The organism is Actinoallomurus sp. NPDC052308 (assembly GCF_040679195.1).
Lineage (GTDB): Bacteria > Actinomycetota > Actinomycetes > Streptosporangiales > Streptosporangiaceae > Actinoallomurus > Actinoallomurus liliacearum.
This window is the reverse complement of the sequence record NZ_JBFAUM010000007.1, coordinates 171,780-190,023: the sequence shown is the minus strand read 5'-3', so window position 1 is coordinate 190,023 and position 18,244 is coordinate 171,780. Positions and strand designations below refer to the sequence as shown.

At 72.1% G+C, this 18,244-nt stretch carries 11 protein-coding genes; 4 read left to right on the top strand and 7 right to left on the bottom strand.

Annotated features, from left to right (window positions below; all coding sequences use genetic code 11):
* Positions 1 to 46: 46 nt before the first annotated feature.
* Positions 47 to 2,776: a SpoIIE family protein phosphatase gene (locus AB0L00_RS21070; protein WP_364436574.1), complete on the bottom strand. Its 2,730-nt coding sequence runs from the start codon at positions 2,774 to 2,776 to the stop codon at positions 47 to 49.
* A gap of 293 nt (positions 2,777 to 3,069) precedes the next feature.
* Here AB0L00_RS21070 and AB0L00_RS21065 point away from each other — a divergent pair, with 293 nt between their 5' ends.
* From AB0L00_RS21065 to AB0L00_RS21055, 3 genes are all read left to right on the top strand, one after another.
* Positions 3,070 to 4,662, top strand: a complete 1,593-nt coding sequence (locus AB0L00_RS21065; RefSeq protein ID WP_364436571.1) for a metallophosphoesterase family protein — start codon at positions 3,070 to 3,072, stop codon at positions 4,660 to 4,662.
* Between the two features lie 250 nt (positions 4,663 to 4,912).
* On the top strand, positions 4,913 to 6,418 hold the full coding sequence (locus AB0L00_RS21060) for an alpha-L-arabinofuranosidase B (protein ID WP_364436568.1): 1,506 nt from the start codon (positions 4,913 to 4,915) through the stop codon (positions 6,416 to 6,418).
* 152 nt (positions 6,419 to 6,570) lie between these two features.
* Positions 6,571 to 6,747 (top strand): hypothetical protein, encoded by a 177-nt coding sequence (locus AB0L00_RS21055; protein WP_364436566.1) that lies wholly within the window; start codon positions 6,571 to 6,573, stop codon positions 6,745 to 6,747.
* 34 nt (positions 6,748 to 6,781) lie between these two features.
* Here AB0L00_RS21055 and AB0L00_RS21050 read toward each other — a convergent pair whose 3' ends face one another.
* The 3 genes from AB0L00_RS21050 to AB0L00_RS21040 all read right to left on the bottom strand — a co-directional run bounded on the left by AB0L00_RS21050 (position 6,782) and on the right by AB0L00_RS21040 (position 9,190).
* The gene (locus tag AB0L00_RS21050) at positions 6,782 to 7,579 is read right to left on the bottom strand and encodes a family 1 encapsulin nanocompartment shell protein (RefSeq protein WP_364436563.1); all 798 of its coding nucleotides are present in this window, start codon (positions 7,577 to 7,579) and stop codon (positions 6,782 to 6,784) included.
* Complete coding sequence (locus AB0L00_RS21045; RefSeq protein ID WP_364436560.1) at positions 7,576 to 8,658, bottom strand: Dyp-type peroxidase; 1,083 nt, start codon at positions 8,656 to 8,658, stop codon at positions 7,576 to 7,578. Before AB0L00_RS21045 ends, AB0L00_RS21050 begins: the two co-directional genes overlap by 4 nt.
* 79 nt (positions 8,659 to 8,737) lie before the next feature.
* The gene (locus AB0L00_RS21040) at positions 8,738 to 9,190 is read right to left on the bottom strand and encodes a luciferase family protein (RefSeq protein ID WP_364436557.1); all 453 of its coding nucleotides are present in this window, start codon (positions 9,188 to 9,190) and stop codon (positions 8,738 to 8,740) included.
* A gap of 261 nt (positions 9,191 to 9,451) precedes the next feature.
* On the opposite strand from AB0L00_RS21040, the gene AB0L00_RS21035 reads away from it, so the two are divergent.
* A complete protein-coding gene (locus AB0L00_RS21035) occupies positions 9,452 to 11,419 on the top strand; it encodes a substrate-binding domain-containing protein (protein ID WP_364436554.1) in 1,968 nt (655 codons plus the stop codon).
* Between the two features lie 51 nt (positions 11,420 to 11,470).
* On the opposite strand, the gene AB0L00_RS21030 is transcribed toward AB0L00_RS21035, so the two are convergent.
* The 3 genes from AB0L00_RS21030 to AB0L00_RS21020 form a co-directional block, all read right to left on the bottom strand.
* Positions 11,471 to 13,657 (bottom strand): BTAD domain-containing putative transcriptional regulator, encoded by a 2,187-nt coding sequence (locus AB0L00_RS21030; RefSeq protein ID WP_364436551.1) that lies wholly within the window; start codon positions 13,655 to 13,657, stop codon positions 11,471 to 11,473.
* 81 nt (positions 13,658 to 13,738) lie between these two features.
* Entirely contained in the window at positions 13,739 to 15,052 is a 1,314-nt protein-coding gene (locus tag AB0L00_RS21025; RefSeq protein ID WP_364436549.1) for an RICIN domain-containing protein, read from the bottom strand.
* A 48-nt stretch (positions 15,053 to 15,100) separates the two neighbouring features.
* Positions 15,101 to 18,142 (bottom strand): hypothetical protein, encoded by a 3,042-nt coding sequence (locus AB0L00_RS21020; RefSeq protein WP_364436546.1) that lies wholly within the window; start codon positions 18,140 to 18,142, stop codon positions 15,101 to 15,103.
* Positions 18,143 to 18,244 lie beyond the last annotated feature (102 nt).

The following is an 18,244-nucleotide window of genomic DNA, read 5'->3' as shown; positions in this document are numbered from 1 at the left end:
CGGCAAACTCGGGCATACGGGCCGAGCGGCTCAGAATCGTCGGCGTTCAGAAGGAGGCGGCGTCGAACTGCTCGAGCAGGACGTCGGCCAGTGTTCCGCCCTCGGTGGTGGGCTCGCGGCCCTCGAGGGCCTGGTCGGCCCAGATGACCTTGCCGTTGGTCGTGTAGCGGGTTCCCCAGCGTTCGGCGAGCTGTGCCACGAGGAACAGGCCGCGGCCGCCTTCGTCGGTGGTGGCGGCGCGCCGAAGTCGTGGTGAGGTGCTGCTGCCGTCGGAGACCTCGCACGTCAGGGAGCGCCCGTGGAGCAGCCGCACCTTGATCGGCGGTGCTCCGTACCGGAGGGCGTTCGTGACCAGTTCGCTGAGGATGAGTTCGGTGGTGAAGGCGATCTCCTCCAGGCCCCACTCCCGTACCTTCGCCGCGCACGCGGCCCGTACCGCGGGGACCGCCGCCGCGTCGACCGGGACGTCCCACTCGGCCACGTGTGAGCGCGGGAGCAGCCGGGTCCGGGCGACCAGCAGGGCGATGTCGTCGGCGGGGTGGGCGGGCGCGATGTCGTCGATCACCGCCTGACAGATCTGTTCGGGGGTGCGTCCGTCGCTGTGCCGCAGCGCGCGGCGCAGTTGTTCCAGCCCGGTGTCGATGTCGCGGGTGCGGTCCTCGATGAGCCCGTCGGTGTACAGCACCAGTCGTGATCCCTCCGGCAGGTGCAGCTCGGTGGTCTCGAAGGGGTAGCCGCCGAGGCCGAGCGGGGGCGAGGCCGGTACGTCCGGATAGGTGACTGTCCCGTCCTGGTACACCACCGCCGGGCCGGGGTGTCCGGCGCGGGCGAGCGTGCAGGTGCCCGTCACCGGGTCATAGATCCCGTACAGGCAGGTGGCTCCGATCACCTCGTTCCCGCTGTGGCCTTCGGGGTCCGGGCCGGTGTGCTCCTCCCCGTCCATAGAGGCGACCAGTTCGTCCAGGTGCCACAGGACCTCCTCCACCGGCAGATCCAGGGTGGCGAAGTTGTGGGCGGCGGTACGCAGCCGGCCCATCGTCACCGCCGCGTGCATCCCATGGCCGATGACGTCGCCCATCACCAGGGCCACGCGCGCTCCCGGCAGCGGGATCAGGTCGAACCAGTCCCCGCCCACCCCCGCCTCGGCGGGCAGGTACCGCCAGGCCACCTCCAGCGCGTCCTGCTCCGGCTGCCGGCGCGGCAGCAGACTCCGCTGCAGCGTGACCGCCATCGCGTGCTCCCGGGTGAAGCGCCGCGCGTTGTCGATGGCCACCGCCGCCCGCGCGGCCAGTTCCTCCGCCAGCAGGAGGTCCTCGTTGTCGAAGGCCGGGCTCTCCCGGACCCGGTAGAAGCTGGCCACGCCCAGCGGGACACCCCGCGCCTGCAACGGCACGGCCACCAGCGAGCGCAGCCCCTGCTCCAGCGCGTCGCGGGCGCGCTCGGGAGCCTCTTCCTGCCATGCCCGGGCCTGCCGCAGGTCCGCCTGCAGCAGGCCGTAGCCCCGCTCCAGCGCCCGGTTCTGCGGCGCCGCCGGGGAGAACCACACGTGCTCGCGCACCTGCCACAGCGGCGTGATCCGCTGATCACCGCCGATCGCCACCCGCCGCAGTCGCCATCGCCCCGCCACCGGCTCCTCCCCGCGCAACACCGCGTCGATCAGATCCACCATGACCACGTCGGCGAACCCCGCCGCGGCCACTTCGGCCAGTTCCCGCGCCTCACGGACCACGTCCAGTGTCGTTCCGATCCGTACCCCCGCCTCATAGAGCAACTTCAACCGCTCCCGCGTCGCCTCGGCCCGCCCCGACACCGCCGCCAGTTCCGTGGTGTCCCGCAACGTCACCACGCTGCCCGTCTGCGCCCTGCCCGGGAACGTCGGCCGCTTGTTCACCGCCAGCAACCGGTCCTGCGCCAGATGCACCTCATCGGTCACCGCCTCGCCGGACATCAGCACCCGCGTCATGTGCTCCGGCAGCCCCAGCTCCCGTACATCCCGCCCCTGTGCGTCCGCCGGCAGGCCCAGCAACCGCTGTGCCTCGTCGTTGGCCAGCACCAACCGCCCACCCGCGCCGGTGATCAGCACTCCCTCCCGCACCGCGTGCAGGACCGCGTCGTGATGCTCGTACATCCGCGTCATCTCCGCCGGGCCCACACCGTGCGTCTGCCGCCGCAGCCGCCGGGACACCAGCGCCGTCCCGGCCGCGGCCAGCGCCAGCGCCGCCACACCGCTGCCCACGGTGATCGGCAGGTCCGAGACCCACTGGCTCGTCACGCCCTGGATCGTCTTCCCGGCGGACACCATCCCCACCACCGCACCGTGCTCGTCGAACACCGGCACCACGGCCTGGACGAACATTCCGCCACCCGCGGGGGTGGGCGGCCCGCCTGCCCGGTTCTCGACGGTGGGGTGGCCGTGCAACGCCGGTTCGATGGTGCCGACGAAGTGCTTCCCTATCTCGCTCGGATAGGGGTACGTGTAGCGGATGCCGTGGGTGTTCATCACGACGATGAAGTGGACGCCCGACCTCTTGCGGGCCGCTTCGGCGCGCGGCTGCAGCACAGCCGTCGGGTTCGGGCCGCGCAGCGCCTGCGCCACCCCGGGGGCGTTCGCGAACGCCTCGGCGGCGACGAGCGACTCCCGGCGCCCCTGCCGAAGAGCGTTATGCGCCGCCTGATACACCTCCATCGCCACCGCGGCCGCCACCAGCAGGACCACGATCACGACCTGCAGAAGGAACACCTGCCCTGCGACGCTGCGCAGGCTCAGCAGGGACACCCGGCGATCGCGCGGGTGTCCGGCGGACGACTGACGGGAAGGCCTCCGGAGATGCCGGAAAGATGCCTTCATGTCCCATTCATAACACCACAATGAGCGCCCAAACGCCCCGCCTGGCCATTGCCACAAGCCGCGGGCGCGGTCATCGCCTGATCGCGGGCGAATGATGTGTCTCCCGGCGGCCGTCGCCACTTGAACGGCACACTGTTCATGTGGCCGAGATGATCGGTTCACTCATCCATCACCGGCAACGGCGATCGTGCTCCCCGGTATCGATCGACAAGGAGTACCTGATGGCCGAGTCCCCGAACGAGTCACCCAACCGGGTCGCCAGGCGGCAGGTCCTGCGCGGACTGGGCGGGTTGGCCGTCGCCGGGCCTGTCCTGGGCCGGGCGGGCAGCGCCGCGGCCCTGGTGACCACCCCGGACCAGGCCGGAGCGCCCGCACCGGAACAATTGCACCTGCAGTTCGGCGCGGACGCCGCCCACGAGATGGCGGTGTCCTGGGCCGCGCCGCAGCGGGTCCGCCGTCCGGTCGTCCGGCTCGGCAGGCGGGGTCACGGCCTCGGTTCGGAGATCCCGGCCGAGGAGCGCGTGTACACCGAGGCCCTCACCGGGGAGACCGTCTTCACGTACCACGCCGTCCTGCCCCGGCTCGCCGCCGACACCCGCTACGAGTACCACGTGGCGCACCGCGGCGCGGAGCCGCTCAGCGGGTCGTTCCGCACGGCCCCGCACGGCCGCTCCAAGGGCTTCCGGTTCACCAGCTTCGGCGACCAGGCCGTCCCCGCCAAGGTCGGCAAGGGGCTCGGGCCCGCGACGCCGAACGCCGGCTACATCGTCGACGCCGTGGAGCGGCTCGACCCGCTGTTCCACCTGCTGAACGGCGACCTGTGCTACGCGAACGTCAGCGACGCGCCGGTACAGACGTGGCAGTCCTTCTTCAACAACAACCAGCGCTCGGCGCGCAACCGCCCCTGGATGCCCTGCGCGGGCAACCACGAGAACGAGGTCGGCAACGGCCCGGAGGGCTACCTGTCGTACCAGACCCGCTTCACGCTCCCGGGCAACGGATCGCGGGAGTTCGCCGGCAACTGGTACGCCTTCACGGTGGGCCCGATCCGGGTGATCTCCATCAACAACGACGACGTGTGCCTGCAGGACGGCGCGTTCAGCGCGTACCGGCGCGACAACGTCCCCGGCTACAAGGCGAAGGGGTACGACCCCTACATCCGCGGATACAGCCACGGCGCGCAGAAGGCCTGGCTGGAGCGGACGCTCCGCGCGGCGAGCAAGGACCCGGCCATCGACTGGATCATCGTCTGCATGCACCAGGTGGCGATGTCCTCCGCGCACTTCAACGGCGCCGACCTGGGGATCCGCCAGGAGTTCCTGCCGCTCTTCGACAAGTACGGCGTGGACCTCGTCGTCGCCGGGCACGAGCACCACTTCGAGCGGACGTTCCCGGTCAAGGGGGTGCTGCCGGGCAGCTCGCTGCTCACGCCGGCGCCGCAGGCCAGTGACGCCTCCGTCATCGACACCACCAAGGGCGCGGTGCACATGATCATCGGTGGGGGCGGACACTCGTCCGCGACGCCGTGGTCGGCGTTCGACTCCCCGCACGACGGCGTGGTGATCTACGACGTGGGCCCCGGCGACCCGACGACCCAGCGCGCGTCCAAGCTCACCACCGAGCCCGCCCCCTGGTCCGCGTACCGCGACCTGCAGCGGCCGTACGGCTTCGCCTCGTTCGACTTCGAGCCGCACGCCCCGGGCGGGAACACCCAGATCACCGTCACGCACTACGGCGCCGACCTGGGCTCCGCCGACTACCAGGAGCTGGACCGTTTCGTGCTCCGCAAGTCCCGCGGCGGGCACCGGGACTGACGGCCACGGGGCGGCGTCCCCGCTCGTCATGTCGCATTACGGCCGGGCCGGTCGGTGTCAGAGCACCGATCGGCCCGGCCGTAATTCGTCTGTCAGGTAATCGATGAAAGGTCGTTGACAGTCCGCAACAGGCGTCTTAACGTCCAGGCGACCACTTTCGAACATTGTTCGATATTCCGAACAATAGGACGAGAGGCCCGCCATGAATTTCCTGTCCCGGCTTCGCCGCGCGCGAAAAACACTGATGTCGGTGGGCGCGGCGAGCGCGCTCGCCACCGGCCTGCTGGCCGGCGTCTCCACTCCCTCGAACGCCGCGACCTCACTGCCGTGTGACATTTACGCGGCGGGCGGCACGCCGTGCGTGGCGGCGCACAGCACGACCCGCGCCCTGTACGCCTCTTACAACGGCCCGCTGTACCAGGTACGCCGTTCCTCGGACAACACCACCCGCGACATCGGCGTGCTCAGCGCCGGTGGATACGCGAACGCGGCGACCCAGGACTCCTTCTGCTCCGGCACCACCTGCCTGATCACCGTCATCTACGACCAGTCCGGCCGGGGCAACAACCTCACCCAGGCCCCCGGTGGCGGCGCCGCGGGCGGCCCCGACAACCTCGCGGTCGCGACCGCCGCACCCACCACGGTGGGCGGCCACAAGGCCTACGGCGTCTACGTCGCCCCCGGCACCGGATACCGCAACAACCACACCAGCGGGATCGCGACCGGAGACCAGCCGGAGGGGATGTACGCCATCTTCGACGGCACCCATTACAACGGCGGCTGCTGCTTCGACTACGGCAACGCCGAAACGAGCAGCAACGACACCGGAAACGGCCACATGGAGGCCATCTATTTCGGGAACATCAAGGTCTGGGGTTATGGCGCGGGCAACGGCCCGTGGGTCATGGCGGACCTGGAGAACGGCCTGTTCTCCGGCGTCAATCAGCACTACAACGCGAACGACCCGACCGTGAACTACCGGTACCTGACCGCCATCGTCAAGGGCGAGCCGAACCACTGGTCCATCCGCGGCGGCAACGCGCAGTCGGGCGGCCTGTCCACCTACTACAACGGGGTGCGGCCCAACGTCTCGGGCTACAACCCGATGCACAAGGAGGGGGCCATCATCCTCGGCATCGGCGGCGACAACAGTAAGGGCTCCGCCGGCACCTTCTACGAAGGCGTGATGACCTCCGGCTACCCCTCGGACGCCACCGAGAACTCCGTCCAGGCCAACATCACCTCCGCCGGATACTCGACGTCGACCGGCGGCGGCACCGGCGGAACGCTCATCCCCGGATCGTCGATCTCGCTGCGCGCGACGACCGCCTGCTGCACCGACCGCTACATCCGGCACCAGAACGACCAGGCCGTCACCTCGGTGATCAACTCCTCCAGTTCGTCGCTCGACAAGAACGACGCCACGTGGATCGTGCACAACGGTCTGGCCAACAGCTCCTGCGTGTCGTTCGAGTCGAAGAACTACCCCGGCGACTACCTGCGGCACCAGAACTTCCATCTGTACCGGCAGACCAATGACGGCAGCACGCTCTTCGCCGCGGACGCCACCTTCTGCCCGCAGACCGGCAAGAACGGCCAGGGCACCTCACTGGCCTCCTACAACTACCCGGACCGGTTCATCCGCCACTACGACAACACCGTCTACATCGCCAGTGACGGCGGCTCGAACTCCTTCGACAGCGCCACCTCGTGGGCCGACGACGTGAGCTGGATCGTCGACCAGCCCTGGGCATAGCCACCGGAGCGCCACCCGAGGCCCGGTGCGGAGAGGCGGCACCTCCGCACCGGGCACCGCCGGTTCCGGGAGCCGGCCGGCGGCCGGGGTAGGCGCTCACCGCCCGGCTGATCGAACAGTGGCAGGCGGCCCTGCGGGCCGGCATCGCGGGCATGCAGGCGACCGGCGAGGTCGACCGGCGGATCGACGCCGACCGTACGGCGGCCGCACTGCTCGCCGCGGTGCGGGGCGGGGTGACCATCCTGATGTCGACCGGATGGATCACCCACCTGGAGGCCGCCCTGGACACCTCCCTGGCCCTACTGCGCCAGAGTGCCGTCCGGGCGTGACGGCGGGAGGTGGTCCCGGCGTCCCGCCCGGCGGCTACGCCGTGAAGGTCACGGTGGCCTCGTCGGTGTAGACGAGGAACGTCAGGGTCTCCTGGAAGTAGAGCTGGACCGTGTCCGCGTCGTGGGACAGGTAGCCGATCGACAGGTCCTGGCCGATGCGGAGTTCGAAGTCGCCGCCGCGCGTCGACAGCAGGAACGCTCCATCGATGGCGGGCGCCCAGATGATCTCCCCGTCCAGGACCCGGGCGATGTGCTCGTGGATCGGGTAGCCGTGGTCGGAGGTCTCGTTCACGGCGGTGTAGGCGTCGGCGCTGAGCACCAGCGCGTACGGCCCTCCGACGCCCGCCAGCCGCAGGGCGCTCACCGCCCGGCTTACGGCGTTCGGATAGTCGCGCACGTCGGCGGGCAGGGACAGCGCCGGATTGGCGGAGCTCTCCCCGAGCCCGGCGATGCCCCCGGCGGCGTACCCCTGGAAGATCGCGCGGTCCTCGGCGAACGCGATCCGCCGCGCGGCGTCCTTCACCGGCTGCCAGTCGGCGTCCCGGGCGCCGCGCTCGACCGCGTCGACCTGCCGGCGGTCGACGGTGAACGGCACCCGCAGCTCGACGAGCGGCTGCGACCGTCGCGCGTACGCGGCGATCCCTTCGGCGGGCGCCGCGATCGGGTCGACATGCCCGGTGGAGACGGCAGAAAGTTCGATCCCGCCCGGCTCCGGGACGTCGACGACGCGACGGCCGGCGACGTGGCGCCGGAAGGTCCGCCGCGCCTCCTCCTCCAGGTCGGCCCACGCGGCGTCGGAGATGGGCGCGAGTTCGCGGTGCAGGTTGTTCAACGGATGCTGCTCCTCTTCAGTCCGCCGATTCCCAGGGAACCGTCGGGTGGGCTTGCCGGCCTGTCGGAGGCCGTCTCCGCCGTGGCCGCGTCGGTGTCCGTGCCGAGGACGTCGGTCACGGCGGCGCCTTCGGTGGCCTCCGGCGGAAGGTCGTCGAGGAAGTCGGCGGTCGGCGCGAAGAACAGCGTCCCGGTCACCGGGGTGGAGAAGTCGAGGATCCGGTCGTGGTTGCCCGGCGGATCGCCGATGAACATGTTCTCCAGCATCTTCTCGGTGACGGCCGGGGTGCGGGCGTAGCCGATGAAGTAGGTGCCGAACTCCCCGCGGCCGACGTTGCCGAACGGCATGTTGTCACGCAGGATCTGGCGCTCGGTGCCGTCGGGGTCGGTGATGGTGGTCAGGGCGACGTGGGAGTTGGACGGCTTGACGGCGTCGTCCAGCTCGACGTTCTCCAGCTTCGTACGGCCGATGACCCGCTCCTGCTCCTCCACCGGCAGGGCGTTCCACGCCTCCAGGTCGTGCAGGTACTTCTGCACGATCACGTAGCTGCCGCCCGCGAAGGCGGAATCCTCGTCGCCGATCAGGACGGCGGCCGCCGCGGCGGGGCCCACCGGGTTCTCGGTGCCGTCGACGAAGCCGAGCAGGTCGCGCACGTCGAAGTACATGAACCCCTGCGTCTCGTCCTCGACGGTGACCGATCCCCGCAGCCGGTTCATGATCTGGGAGGCCAGTTCGAAGCAGAGGTCGAGCTTCTCGGCGCGGATGTGGAAGAGCAGGTCGCCCGGGGTGGCGACCGCGCGGTGCACGGCTCCGGCCACCTCACGGAACGGGTGCAGCTCGGCGGGCCGAGGACCGTCGAACAGACGGTCCCAGACCTCCGATCCGATGCCGGCGACGCAGCTCAGCCTGCCGTCCGGCACCCGGAAACCGACCGACCTCGTCAGTCCCGCGAGGTCGGCCAGCAGGTCCCGTGCCGTGGACTCCCCGCCGGGATCGACCGTCAGCACGAGGAAGACGGCGGCGGTCGTCAGCGGACTCAGCACGGGCTGCGGTACGCCTGCCTGCTCAGCGTCCACCATCCAGGTCCCCCTTTTTTCGGCCGCTTCGGGAAAGCGTGCCATGAGGGGTTCCTTCCCCGCTTTCCGGGGTGGCGTTCGGTCAGGCGGGCACGTTCGCCCTGCTCCGGCGCGTCCGTCCACGATGCCGCCGCCAGGACGGCCCGGACTCGGCCGCCGAGACGTACATCGGGCAGGCCGTGACCGTACGGCGCAGCGGGCGGGACCCGGGGTCATTGGCCTGGATCGCGAGGCTCACCAGGGACTGCAGGAGGAACAGGTCGCCGTCGGTGTCCAGATGGACCTGCGCCCAGCCGGCGGCCGGAGAGAGGTCGACGCGGCCCGAGGCGGTGAGGGCGGTGCCGAGCCGGGAGATGACCTCTTGGGTCAGGAGGACCTCGGCCAGGTCCCCTCCGTGGAGATGAACGATCTGCAGGCCGTGCAGGGCCAGGGCACGGCCGGGTGGACAGTCGGCGCGGCATTCCGTCAGTGGCCACTTCTGGAATCGATCGATCACCAGGTCGGCGTACGAGATGGGGCGGTGTCCTGCGCTCATGGATGCCAGAGTGGCGGAATACCGGACCGTAGCGCCGATCGGCGGATGACCTGGTGCGATTCGCCGTTTCCAAGTGCTCTCCCGGAATTCCTGGTGCGTTCCTGGAACCTTCCCAGGCGGGGTCCCCGGCCGTACAAACGGGTACGAGAACGCGAACTTCTGGATAACTGGCAGGTTCGGCACCGGTTCCGGCGGCACTGTGGAAAACGCCACGCGACGGGCGCCCGCGCGGCGAAGAGCGCGAGACGGACGGAGCGGGTGTTGGACTCCCATGTCGACCGGAGGGCGGAGTTCACCCGCGGCCTGGCCGTCCGTCTGGCCGGGACCGAGCCGGCCGTACTGGCCCAGCGCACGGGGCTGCTGGAGGAGACGGTCAAGGCGGTGTCGTCCGGCGACGCCGAGCTGATGTCGTGGGAGGTCGTCAGCGCGTGCCTCGCGGCGGCGGGCGCCGACGGCGTCGAGGTGGGCGAGGTGCGCGGCCGGTGGAGTGCGGCCGAGCACGCCCTCTGGGACGAATGGGGCGAGGAGCTGCGCGCGGCGTTCGAACGGAACGGACACGGCAAGCCCACGAAGGCGGTCGAGGCGTACCGGGAGAAGGTCCCGTGGCGGCAGCTGACCGAGCGGTACCCGGTGACCTTCAAGCCCTGGACCGAGCCGACGTTCGCCGCCGAGCGGCGGCTGCCCGATCCGTCGGCGGCGGGCGACATCCGGGACTTCTACCTGCTCCTGGCGGAGCTGCGCGGCTGGGCGGGCTCGCCGCGGCAGACCGAGATCGAGAAACGCTCGTGGGGCACGCTCCCCGACGCCACGATCAGCGCGATGCTCCAGAAGGACCGCTGGCGCACCACCAGCGACCGGGAGCGCGTCAGGGTCGGCCATTTCGCACGGGCCTGCGGGCTGCCGGCCGCGGAGGTCGCGCGCTGGGTCGAGGCGTACGAGCGTCTCCGGCACGTCCCCCCGACGGACGACCTGGCCCGTGCCCGCGCCGAAGGAGCCGAACTGCGCCGGCGACTCGCGGCGGCCCAGGCCGAGGCGGAGACGCTTCGCGAACGCCTTGCCGAGGCGGAGACGCTCCGGGAACGCCCGGCGGAGGCGGAGGGACTCCGGAAGCGCCCGGCGGAGGCGGGTGAGATCCGCGAACGCGTGGCCGAGGCGGAGGGGTTCTCGGAACGCCCGGCCGCGGCCGGGAGCCGGCCGCGCACGGAACGGGAGGCCGCCCCGGCGAGGGGGACGTCCCCGCGGGAGCGGTGGTTCTCCCGCAGGCGGCGGTCACTGTCGGTCGCCGCCGCCGCCCTGGTGTTCGCCGCCGGCGCCGGGGCGGCCCGGCTGGCCGGCGTCGCCACGTCGCCGGCGGACCGTGCGCTGTGCTTCTCCGGAACGCTCCACCTGGTCGGCTCGACCGCGTTCGAGCGGACGGCCGGCATCATCCGGCGGGGCTACGAGGCCCGGTGCCGGGACGCCCGGATCGAGGTGAGCGCCATCGGGTCCAACGAGGGAGTACGCGCCCTCACCACGGGCAACGCCGCCTCGACCATCGCGATGCACGACGGCTATCTCGCGTCCGACTCCGACGAGGTGCGGCTCCGGGGTTTCCGGGGCTTCCCGGTCGCGCTGGTGGCGTTCGCCGTCATCGTCGACAAGGGCACGAACGTGACCGGTCTGTCCCTCCAGGACCTGCGCTCGATCTACGCGCCGGACGGCCCCACCGACTGGAAGTCGATCAAGGGCGGCAGGGACCTGCCGATCCGGCTGGTCAGCCGGACCGAGGGGTCGGGAACCCGGGGCATCTTCGAGGAGCACGTGCTGAGGGGGCCGGAACCGGACCTGTCGTCCAGCGACTGCCGGCGCAAGGACGATCTCCGCGCCGCGCTGCACGTCATCCGCTGCGAACGCAGCAGCCAGGCGCAGGTCCTCGACACGGTCGACACGGTCCCCGGCACGATCGGGTACGCCGAGGTGCACGTCGCCTCGGACCCCCGCCGCTATCCCAACGTGCGCATCATCGCCCTGGACGGCAGGATGCCGACGGCGTCGCCGACGATGGATCGCTACCCGTTCGTCGCCCCGGAGGTCTTCTACACCGACGGGCCGCCGCCGAACGGCAGCGCCGCCACGGCGTTCCTCACCTTCCTCGCCGGTGACCACGCCAGGAGGCTGCTCCGCCAGGCGGGCGCACCCGTCTGCGTCGGCCCGGATTCGCTGATCACGGCACCCTGCCAGCCGAATTGAGCTCCCGAGGCACCACCGGACGAGGCGCGCACGACAACGTTGTCACGGACGTCAGCCCGCACGGGGTTCGGGATCCGTCGGCCACGCGGGGCCACCGGGCAGATCGGCGGGATCGCACGGATGGCCGATCCACCGCTCGAGCTGATCGAGCTGCCGGCGAGCCGTGGCCGCCGCGTGCCGGGCCTCCGCCCGTACGCCGGGATCGTCCGCCAGCGCGGCGGCGTGGTCGAACCAGAGTGCCGCCTCGGCGTGCTGGTCGTCCTTGGCGCAGCGGTTGCCGGCCGCGAACGCCGCGTCGACCAGATCCTCACGGGCGATGAGCGGGCCGGCGGCCATGAGGTGGCGGGCGACGTGCACGGGATGGCGGTGCGGCAGCTCGGTCAGCGCGCGTGCCGCGGCCGCGTGCAGCAACTGCCGGCGGGCCGGGGTGAGGTCCTGCAGCACCAGCTCGCGTACGAGGTCGGGCATGAGATACCGCCCAGGGCGGCCGGGAGCGATGCCGTCCTCCCAGTTCAGCACCCGCGCGGTGACGGCCGCGTCGATGAGGGACAGCAGCTCCTCACGACTGATCGTCCGGATCCGGAGCAGGAGCTCGGGGTCGAGCTCTCCGCCCGTCACCGCGATGGCCTGCAACATCGTGAGCACGCGTTCGTCCAGCAGGTCCATGCGCGCGCGCAGCACCCTGCTGACGGACGCGGGAAGCCGCGCCCCCGGTCCCGTCCGTTCCTCACTGGGCAGCTCGAGGATCTCGGTGATGAGGAAGGGGTTCCCCTCGCCGCGCCGGTGCAGCTCGGCCGCCTCTCGCTGATGGAGCTCGCTGCCCGGGGCGCTCGGGTTGAACGGGGTGGCCCGGCGTTGCATCAGCTCGTGGACGTCCGCGACGGTGAGCGGGTCCAGCGGCATGAGGGTGGCGCGGGTCTGCCGGACGAGCAGCGCGAGGAGCTCGCGCAGCCCCGCGTCATCGGTGTCCTGCGTCGTGCAGACGACGATGAGCGGCACGTCGCGCAGCAGCGCGGCGTAGCTGGCGAGCAGGCGCCGGAAGCGCGGGCCGGCCCGGTGCAGATCCTCGATCAGGCAGATCGTCGGCTGCCGGGTCAGCCGTTCCGCGAGCTCGCCGACGACGGCCTCGGATCCACCGTCCAGGCGGATGTCCGGGTACGCCATCGAGATGAGCCGGCCCATGGGGTCCGCCCCGTCCGTCTCCGAACCGATGTCGATGCCGCACCGGACCCACACGGTCTTGAACCCGGCGTCCGCGGCCCGCGACGCGAACTCCTCCGCCAGCCGCGTCTTGCCGATGCCCCCTTCCCCGGACAGCACCACCCAGCGGGTACGGCCCTGGCCCGCGTCGCTCAGGATCTCCTCGAACCGGGCCAGTTCGCCGGTCCGGCCGACGATGGACGAGGTCATGCCCGCCGGGCGTCCCACGAGCGGGGCAGGTGCCGTATGCGAGCGGAACGGAGCGAGAGCCGCCACGTCCTGGCGGAGCACCGCCACGTGGACGTCGCTGAGCTCGGGTCCCGGCACGGCGCCCAGTTCCTCGGCGAGCAGCGTACGGATCGCCTCGAAACGCCGTAGCGCCTCCGCGGGCCGGCCCGCCAGGTACAGGGCGCGCAGCAGCAGCGCCCACGCGGCCTCGCGCAGCGGTGACCGCGTGGTGAGCTCCTCGGCGATGACGGCCGCCTCATCGGGACGGCCCTCGTGGAGGAGAACGGTGGCGTGCAGTTCACCCGCCGCCAGCCGGATCTCCTCCAGCCGGGCGATCTCCCTCTCGGCGAAGGCGTAGTTGGCCGCGTCGGCCAGCGCGGTGCCGCGCCACAGGGCCAGACCGCGCTGCACCTCCCGGCGGGCCTCGGCGAGCCGTCCGCGGGTCAGCAGCCCGCGCGCGTGGCTGACCGTCTCCTCGAACCGGGTGGAGTCCCGGGTCTGGGGCGGCGTGTTGAGCGTGTACCCCGCCGACCCGCTGAGCAGGACGGTGTGCCCTCCCCGCCGGGTGCGGTCCGGCTCCAGCACGGCGCGCAGCCGGCTGATGTGCGAGTGGATGGAGGACAGGGCGCCCGCGGGCGGGCTCCCCTCCCACAGGTCCTCGCCCAGACGGTCCGCCGACACCGGACGGCTGTCGGCGATCAGCAGCCGGGCGAGGAGGACACGCCGTTTGGGCGGGCCGAGGTCGAGCCGGGCGTCACCCGACCAGACCTCCAGCGGACCCAACAGCACGAACCTCAGGTGCTCGCTCAATCGTTCGCCTTCCACAACCGCGTTCGCCTGCTCCGCCGGCTCGGGGCATGGCTTGTCGGAGATCGGCAGGCCGGTGGTCGATCAGCCGAAGGACCAGATGTGGTCGTCCTTGGGGTCGCATGGGAAGAGGGTGAGCCGGGCGTCCTTCCCGCCGGATCCGTAGTAGCCCGACACGTCGAGGCACAGGCCGTGGCTGGCGTAGTTGCGGATCCAGAAGTGGCGGTTGTACCGCTTCTGGAGGTACCACATCTGGTTGTCGCCCTTCCCAGGCAGGCAGTCGTGCTCCGACACTGGGGTCCTGGGGCCGTCGGCGCCAGAACCGCCCACGTCGAAGCAGAGGTTGTCCTTGCTGTTGCGGATGGTGAACAGGTCGGCCCCGTGCGGTCCGGCACCCTTCATATTGACGACGAGATCCCAGAGTTGGTTGTCACCATTTGAGCGGGTGCAGGTGAACTGGTTGATCGGACCATTATTGGTGCCGTTGCCGTAGCCGGGGACGTCGGCGCACAGGCCCGTCATCGTGTTGTGCAGCAGGACGCGCGTGACCGTGGAGAACTTCGGTCCGGTCGGGCCGCGTCCGCCGGTGCTCGTCACGCCGACCTTGCCGTTGTCCGCCTTGGTCCCGTGTTTGCCGTCGGCTGCCGCGGCCTTGGAGGCGGCGGCCGCGGCCTTCGTGCCCTTCTTCGGGGTCGCGGACGCCGACGGCGACGGTGACGCGGTGGGGGTCGGCGAGGTGGAGACGTACGCGCCCGGCGCCGCCTGACCGTCGCCGGCCATCACCCTGTCCGCCGCCGCGATGGTGCGTTGTCTCTTATCGTCGTGGTGCCCCGTCCCGACCAGCAGGATCGGGATCGAGAGCAGGACGACCCCGCCGATCGCCACGGCGGCGAGCACGGGTTTGCGCGGCCGGTCCGGCGGCATCTCGTCGCCGGCCGCCGCGGTGCCGTCCGACGCCGCCGGCGAGACCGCGACGTTCCGCAGCCACGCGGTGCGCTTCTCCTTCTTGGCGGCCTTGTCGTCCTTCTTGGCGGCCTTGTCGTCGGCCGCCGGCTCCGTGGCCTCCGCCGGTGACGCCGCCGGCTTCGGAGCGCTCTCAGAGCCCTCGGAGCCCTTGGAGCCCGCCTCGGACGCGGCCGAATCGGCCGCACCGGCGTCGGCGCTCTCCCCTCCGGCGGGAGCGGACCGGTCGCCCTCCGGTTCGGACGCGGATCCGGTGGCCGGGGTCTGCTCCTCATCGGGCGTGGAAGCGGGGGCGGCAGCCGGCTCGTCCGCGGGGCTGAGGTCGGAGGCCGGCGCCAGGTCCGCCGCCCCCTCCATGTCCCCTTCGGGCAACTCGACCGGTCGGCGGATGCCGAGCGGCTTCGTGTGGTCACCGGATCCCGGATGGGAAGACACGATGTTTCTCCTTTGATGTTCGTATCAGTTCGCGGATGGGGCCGGTGGTCAGCCTGGTCTCGAGGCCTCCTGCCATCCCGTGACTCCATCCAGTGGCTCGGCGCAGCGGACGGGCCAGACGGCCGGAGACGTTCCTCCGGCCGAGGGCGCCTGCCGGCGCAGCGCTTCGTCGAGCCTTTCCAGAGCGGCCTGATCGGCGTCACCGAGCACGCCGGGCCGGTCGCCGGTCGCCGATCCCGTGCGGAGGATCTCGCTCAGCAGGACGATCGGAGCCTGACCGGCGGACCGTACGCCGAGCACGCGGAAGGCGGTGCCGGGAGGGAAGACGATCTCGTCCGACGCGGCACCGGATCCGAGCAGCGGGCGCACCCGCCGACCCGTCGAGGACCAGATGACGTATCCACCCGTCGCGGCGAACATCTCCACCGCACCCCCGATCGGCAGCGCGCTGACCGGTCCCGGCCCGTGCAGCACCGTTCCCGGCACGAACCGCTCCAGGTCGCCGTCGGCGGGCAGCCCGCCGCGCACGGCGGCCCCCCGGTACGACGGCAGGCGGCTCAGGCCGGAGGCGAGGCAGGCGAGGTACGAGTCGGGCAGCCCGGCACCGCCCGGTGATCCCGGCTCCTGTCCGTCCGGCTCGCCGAGCCCGCCCGACAGGTGGACGTGCACCGCGACGAGGTCGGTCCGTGCCGCGTCCACCTGCCCGCCGCGCAGTGCCGGCATCCGGGTCATCGCGCGATTCACCGCGGCGCCATGCCGCTCCCAGATCCGTTGCACGAGGGACCGGAACTCCGCTCGTTCCGCCTCCGTGCTGCGGCGGAGCGGTTTCACGGCTGATCCGGGTCGTACTCCACCGGTGGCGGGGGCCGGACCGGCCCGGTGCTCGGCGGGCGGGGACGGAGGAGACACCCGGGCCTCGGCGGCAGCCGGAGGCTGCGTGGCGGCCGGAGGCCCCGGAGCGACCAGGGAGCCGGGGGCCACCGGCGGCCCGGGAGCGGCCAGGGACTCCGGGACGGCCGGAGGTTCGGAAGGCTCCGGAAGGGCCGAGGTCGTTGCCGGGGGCTCCGGAGGGCCTGGGAGCTCCGAGGGTTCTGGAGGGGCCGCGGCCTCAGGCGCGGTCGGGGCCCCTGGAGTGGATGGCGGTTCCGTGGGCGCGCCGGGGGCTTCGGATGCCTCCGGTTCGCCGGACGCGACGGACATGGGCGGGGTCTTCGCCGGGTTCGGCGAGAGCGGTTCCGCGCCGCCTCCCTCCCCCGGTCCGGTCGACGGTGTCGCCCCGGTACGGTCCTCCGCCGCGGAGGCCGGTCGGGCCGGATGTTCCGGCGCGTGCGGCGGCTCCTCGACTCGGCGCGGAGCCGAGCCTTCCGTCATGTCTCCGGGAGGATTCGGGGCCGTTGGTGCTTCGCGCTCGGGCAGGGGCAGACTCGGCTGCGCGGCCACGAGATCGGGGAGGTCGATCCGGGCGGAATGGGCGAAAGCGTCGGCCGCCGGTCCGGCGGAGTTCGCTCGTGCGGGTTCCGAGTGAACGGTCGCGTCGCCGGAAGCGTCCGTTCTCGCCCTCGGTGGTGCGGCGGGCGGCTCGGCGGCCCGCTCCGCCTGAGACCAGGCGGAGCGCGGCGTCGCGACGGTCCGTACGGTGGGCTGTGCGGGAGCGGGCGCGGCCTCGACCGGTCGCGGCTCCACCAGCGACACGTTGTGCTCGATGGCCAGCCGGAGCAGCCGGAATCCCGCGTCGTCCGCCCCCTCCGGCGGTGCGGACCGGTGCAGGGCGACGAACTCGCGCACCCCGGTCCCCAGGTCGGACAACAAGCGGGACAGACCGGTGAAGAGCGCGTCGTCGGCCGGCGCGCCGCGAAGGTTCAGCTCGATCGCCAGTTGTTCCGGTGACACGGGCCGCCCGGCGACGGCGGACGGCTCGCCGTGGGGGCCCACCACCAGACCGGACCTCGTCACGGCGACCTGCCAGCGATCCGAGAGACGAATGACGCCGTCGTCCGTCCGGACGCCCTCGGACAGGGGCGACCGCCAGCGCAGCAGTCGGGGCGCGGCGGGAGCGTCCGCCCCGTCGGCGCCGTACGGGCGGCAGGCGACGGCCTCGACGAACGGCGCCCAGGTCGGCTCGGCGTCGGCGCCGATGAGGACCGGCCGGACGCCGGCCTCGGTGTCGGAGCCGACGACCAGCGGGAGGCCGGTCCACACCTCCACGTCGGCGCCCAGGATCTCGGCGGTGTCCTGAGCGACGGACAGCAGGTCCACGGGACCGCACGGCGCGAGCCGGACGGCCGAACGGGTCGAAACGGGCAGGGCCGTCAGCAGGGAGGCGAGCTCCTCCGCCGGGACCTCCGCGTCGCCGCTGAGCCGGGACGCGCCGACCAGGACGGTGAGGTGGTCACCGTCCACCGGAACCGAGTAGCAGAGCTCCGCCGCCCAGGCTCTCGGCTCCCGCGCGGACCGCACGAGGAGGCCGGCGGGAACCTGCTCCACGACGTACCCGCCCGCGGTACGGCCGGGCAGCCGGGCGAGCGCGGGCTGCCAGACCGGCGCCGGACTGCGCGGCCCGAGCGGCGACGGTTCCGTCCCGGACGTGAACGACCGCCAGCCGAGGCCGGGCCCGTCGGTGCCCTGGGCCAGCAGGGAGCCGCCGGGCAGGATGAGGACGCCCGCGTCCGGAGCGATCACCTCGATCCCCCAGGCGTCGGCGATCCGCTGCGCGAGGGCGGGGCGGTCGGCGCGTTCACCGCCCGCGCCCGACAGCACGAGCCGAACCGTGGTGACCCCCTTGGCGTGCAGGGAGTCGAGGACGGTGCCGAGCCGGGCCCAGAGTTCGCCGCCCGCGTCGTCCGCGCCGACGACGAGGGTGAAGTACTCGTCCACGCCGGCGACGGCGCGGGCGAGTTCGGCGACGTCCTCGGGGCGTGGCGCCGCGTCCGGAGAGGAGCGCAGCAAGATCAGACCGTCGTACTCGTCGACCACCACCGGTGCCCGGCTCTTCGCGCGGGCCGCGCCGCTGCTCTCCGGGCCGGTCGAGGCGGCGGCGCCCTGCCTGCCCTGCCCAGGACGGCGGATGGGCGTCCTTCTCCAGCGGGTCACGATTCACCTCCGGCGGCGGTGGCGGTGGCGGTGGCGGCGAAGGGCCTCCCGGTCACCGGATCCGTCACCGCACACCTCCTTCGCGTTACGCACAGCGAGCCG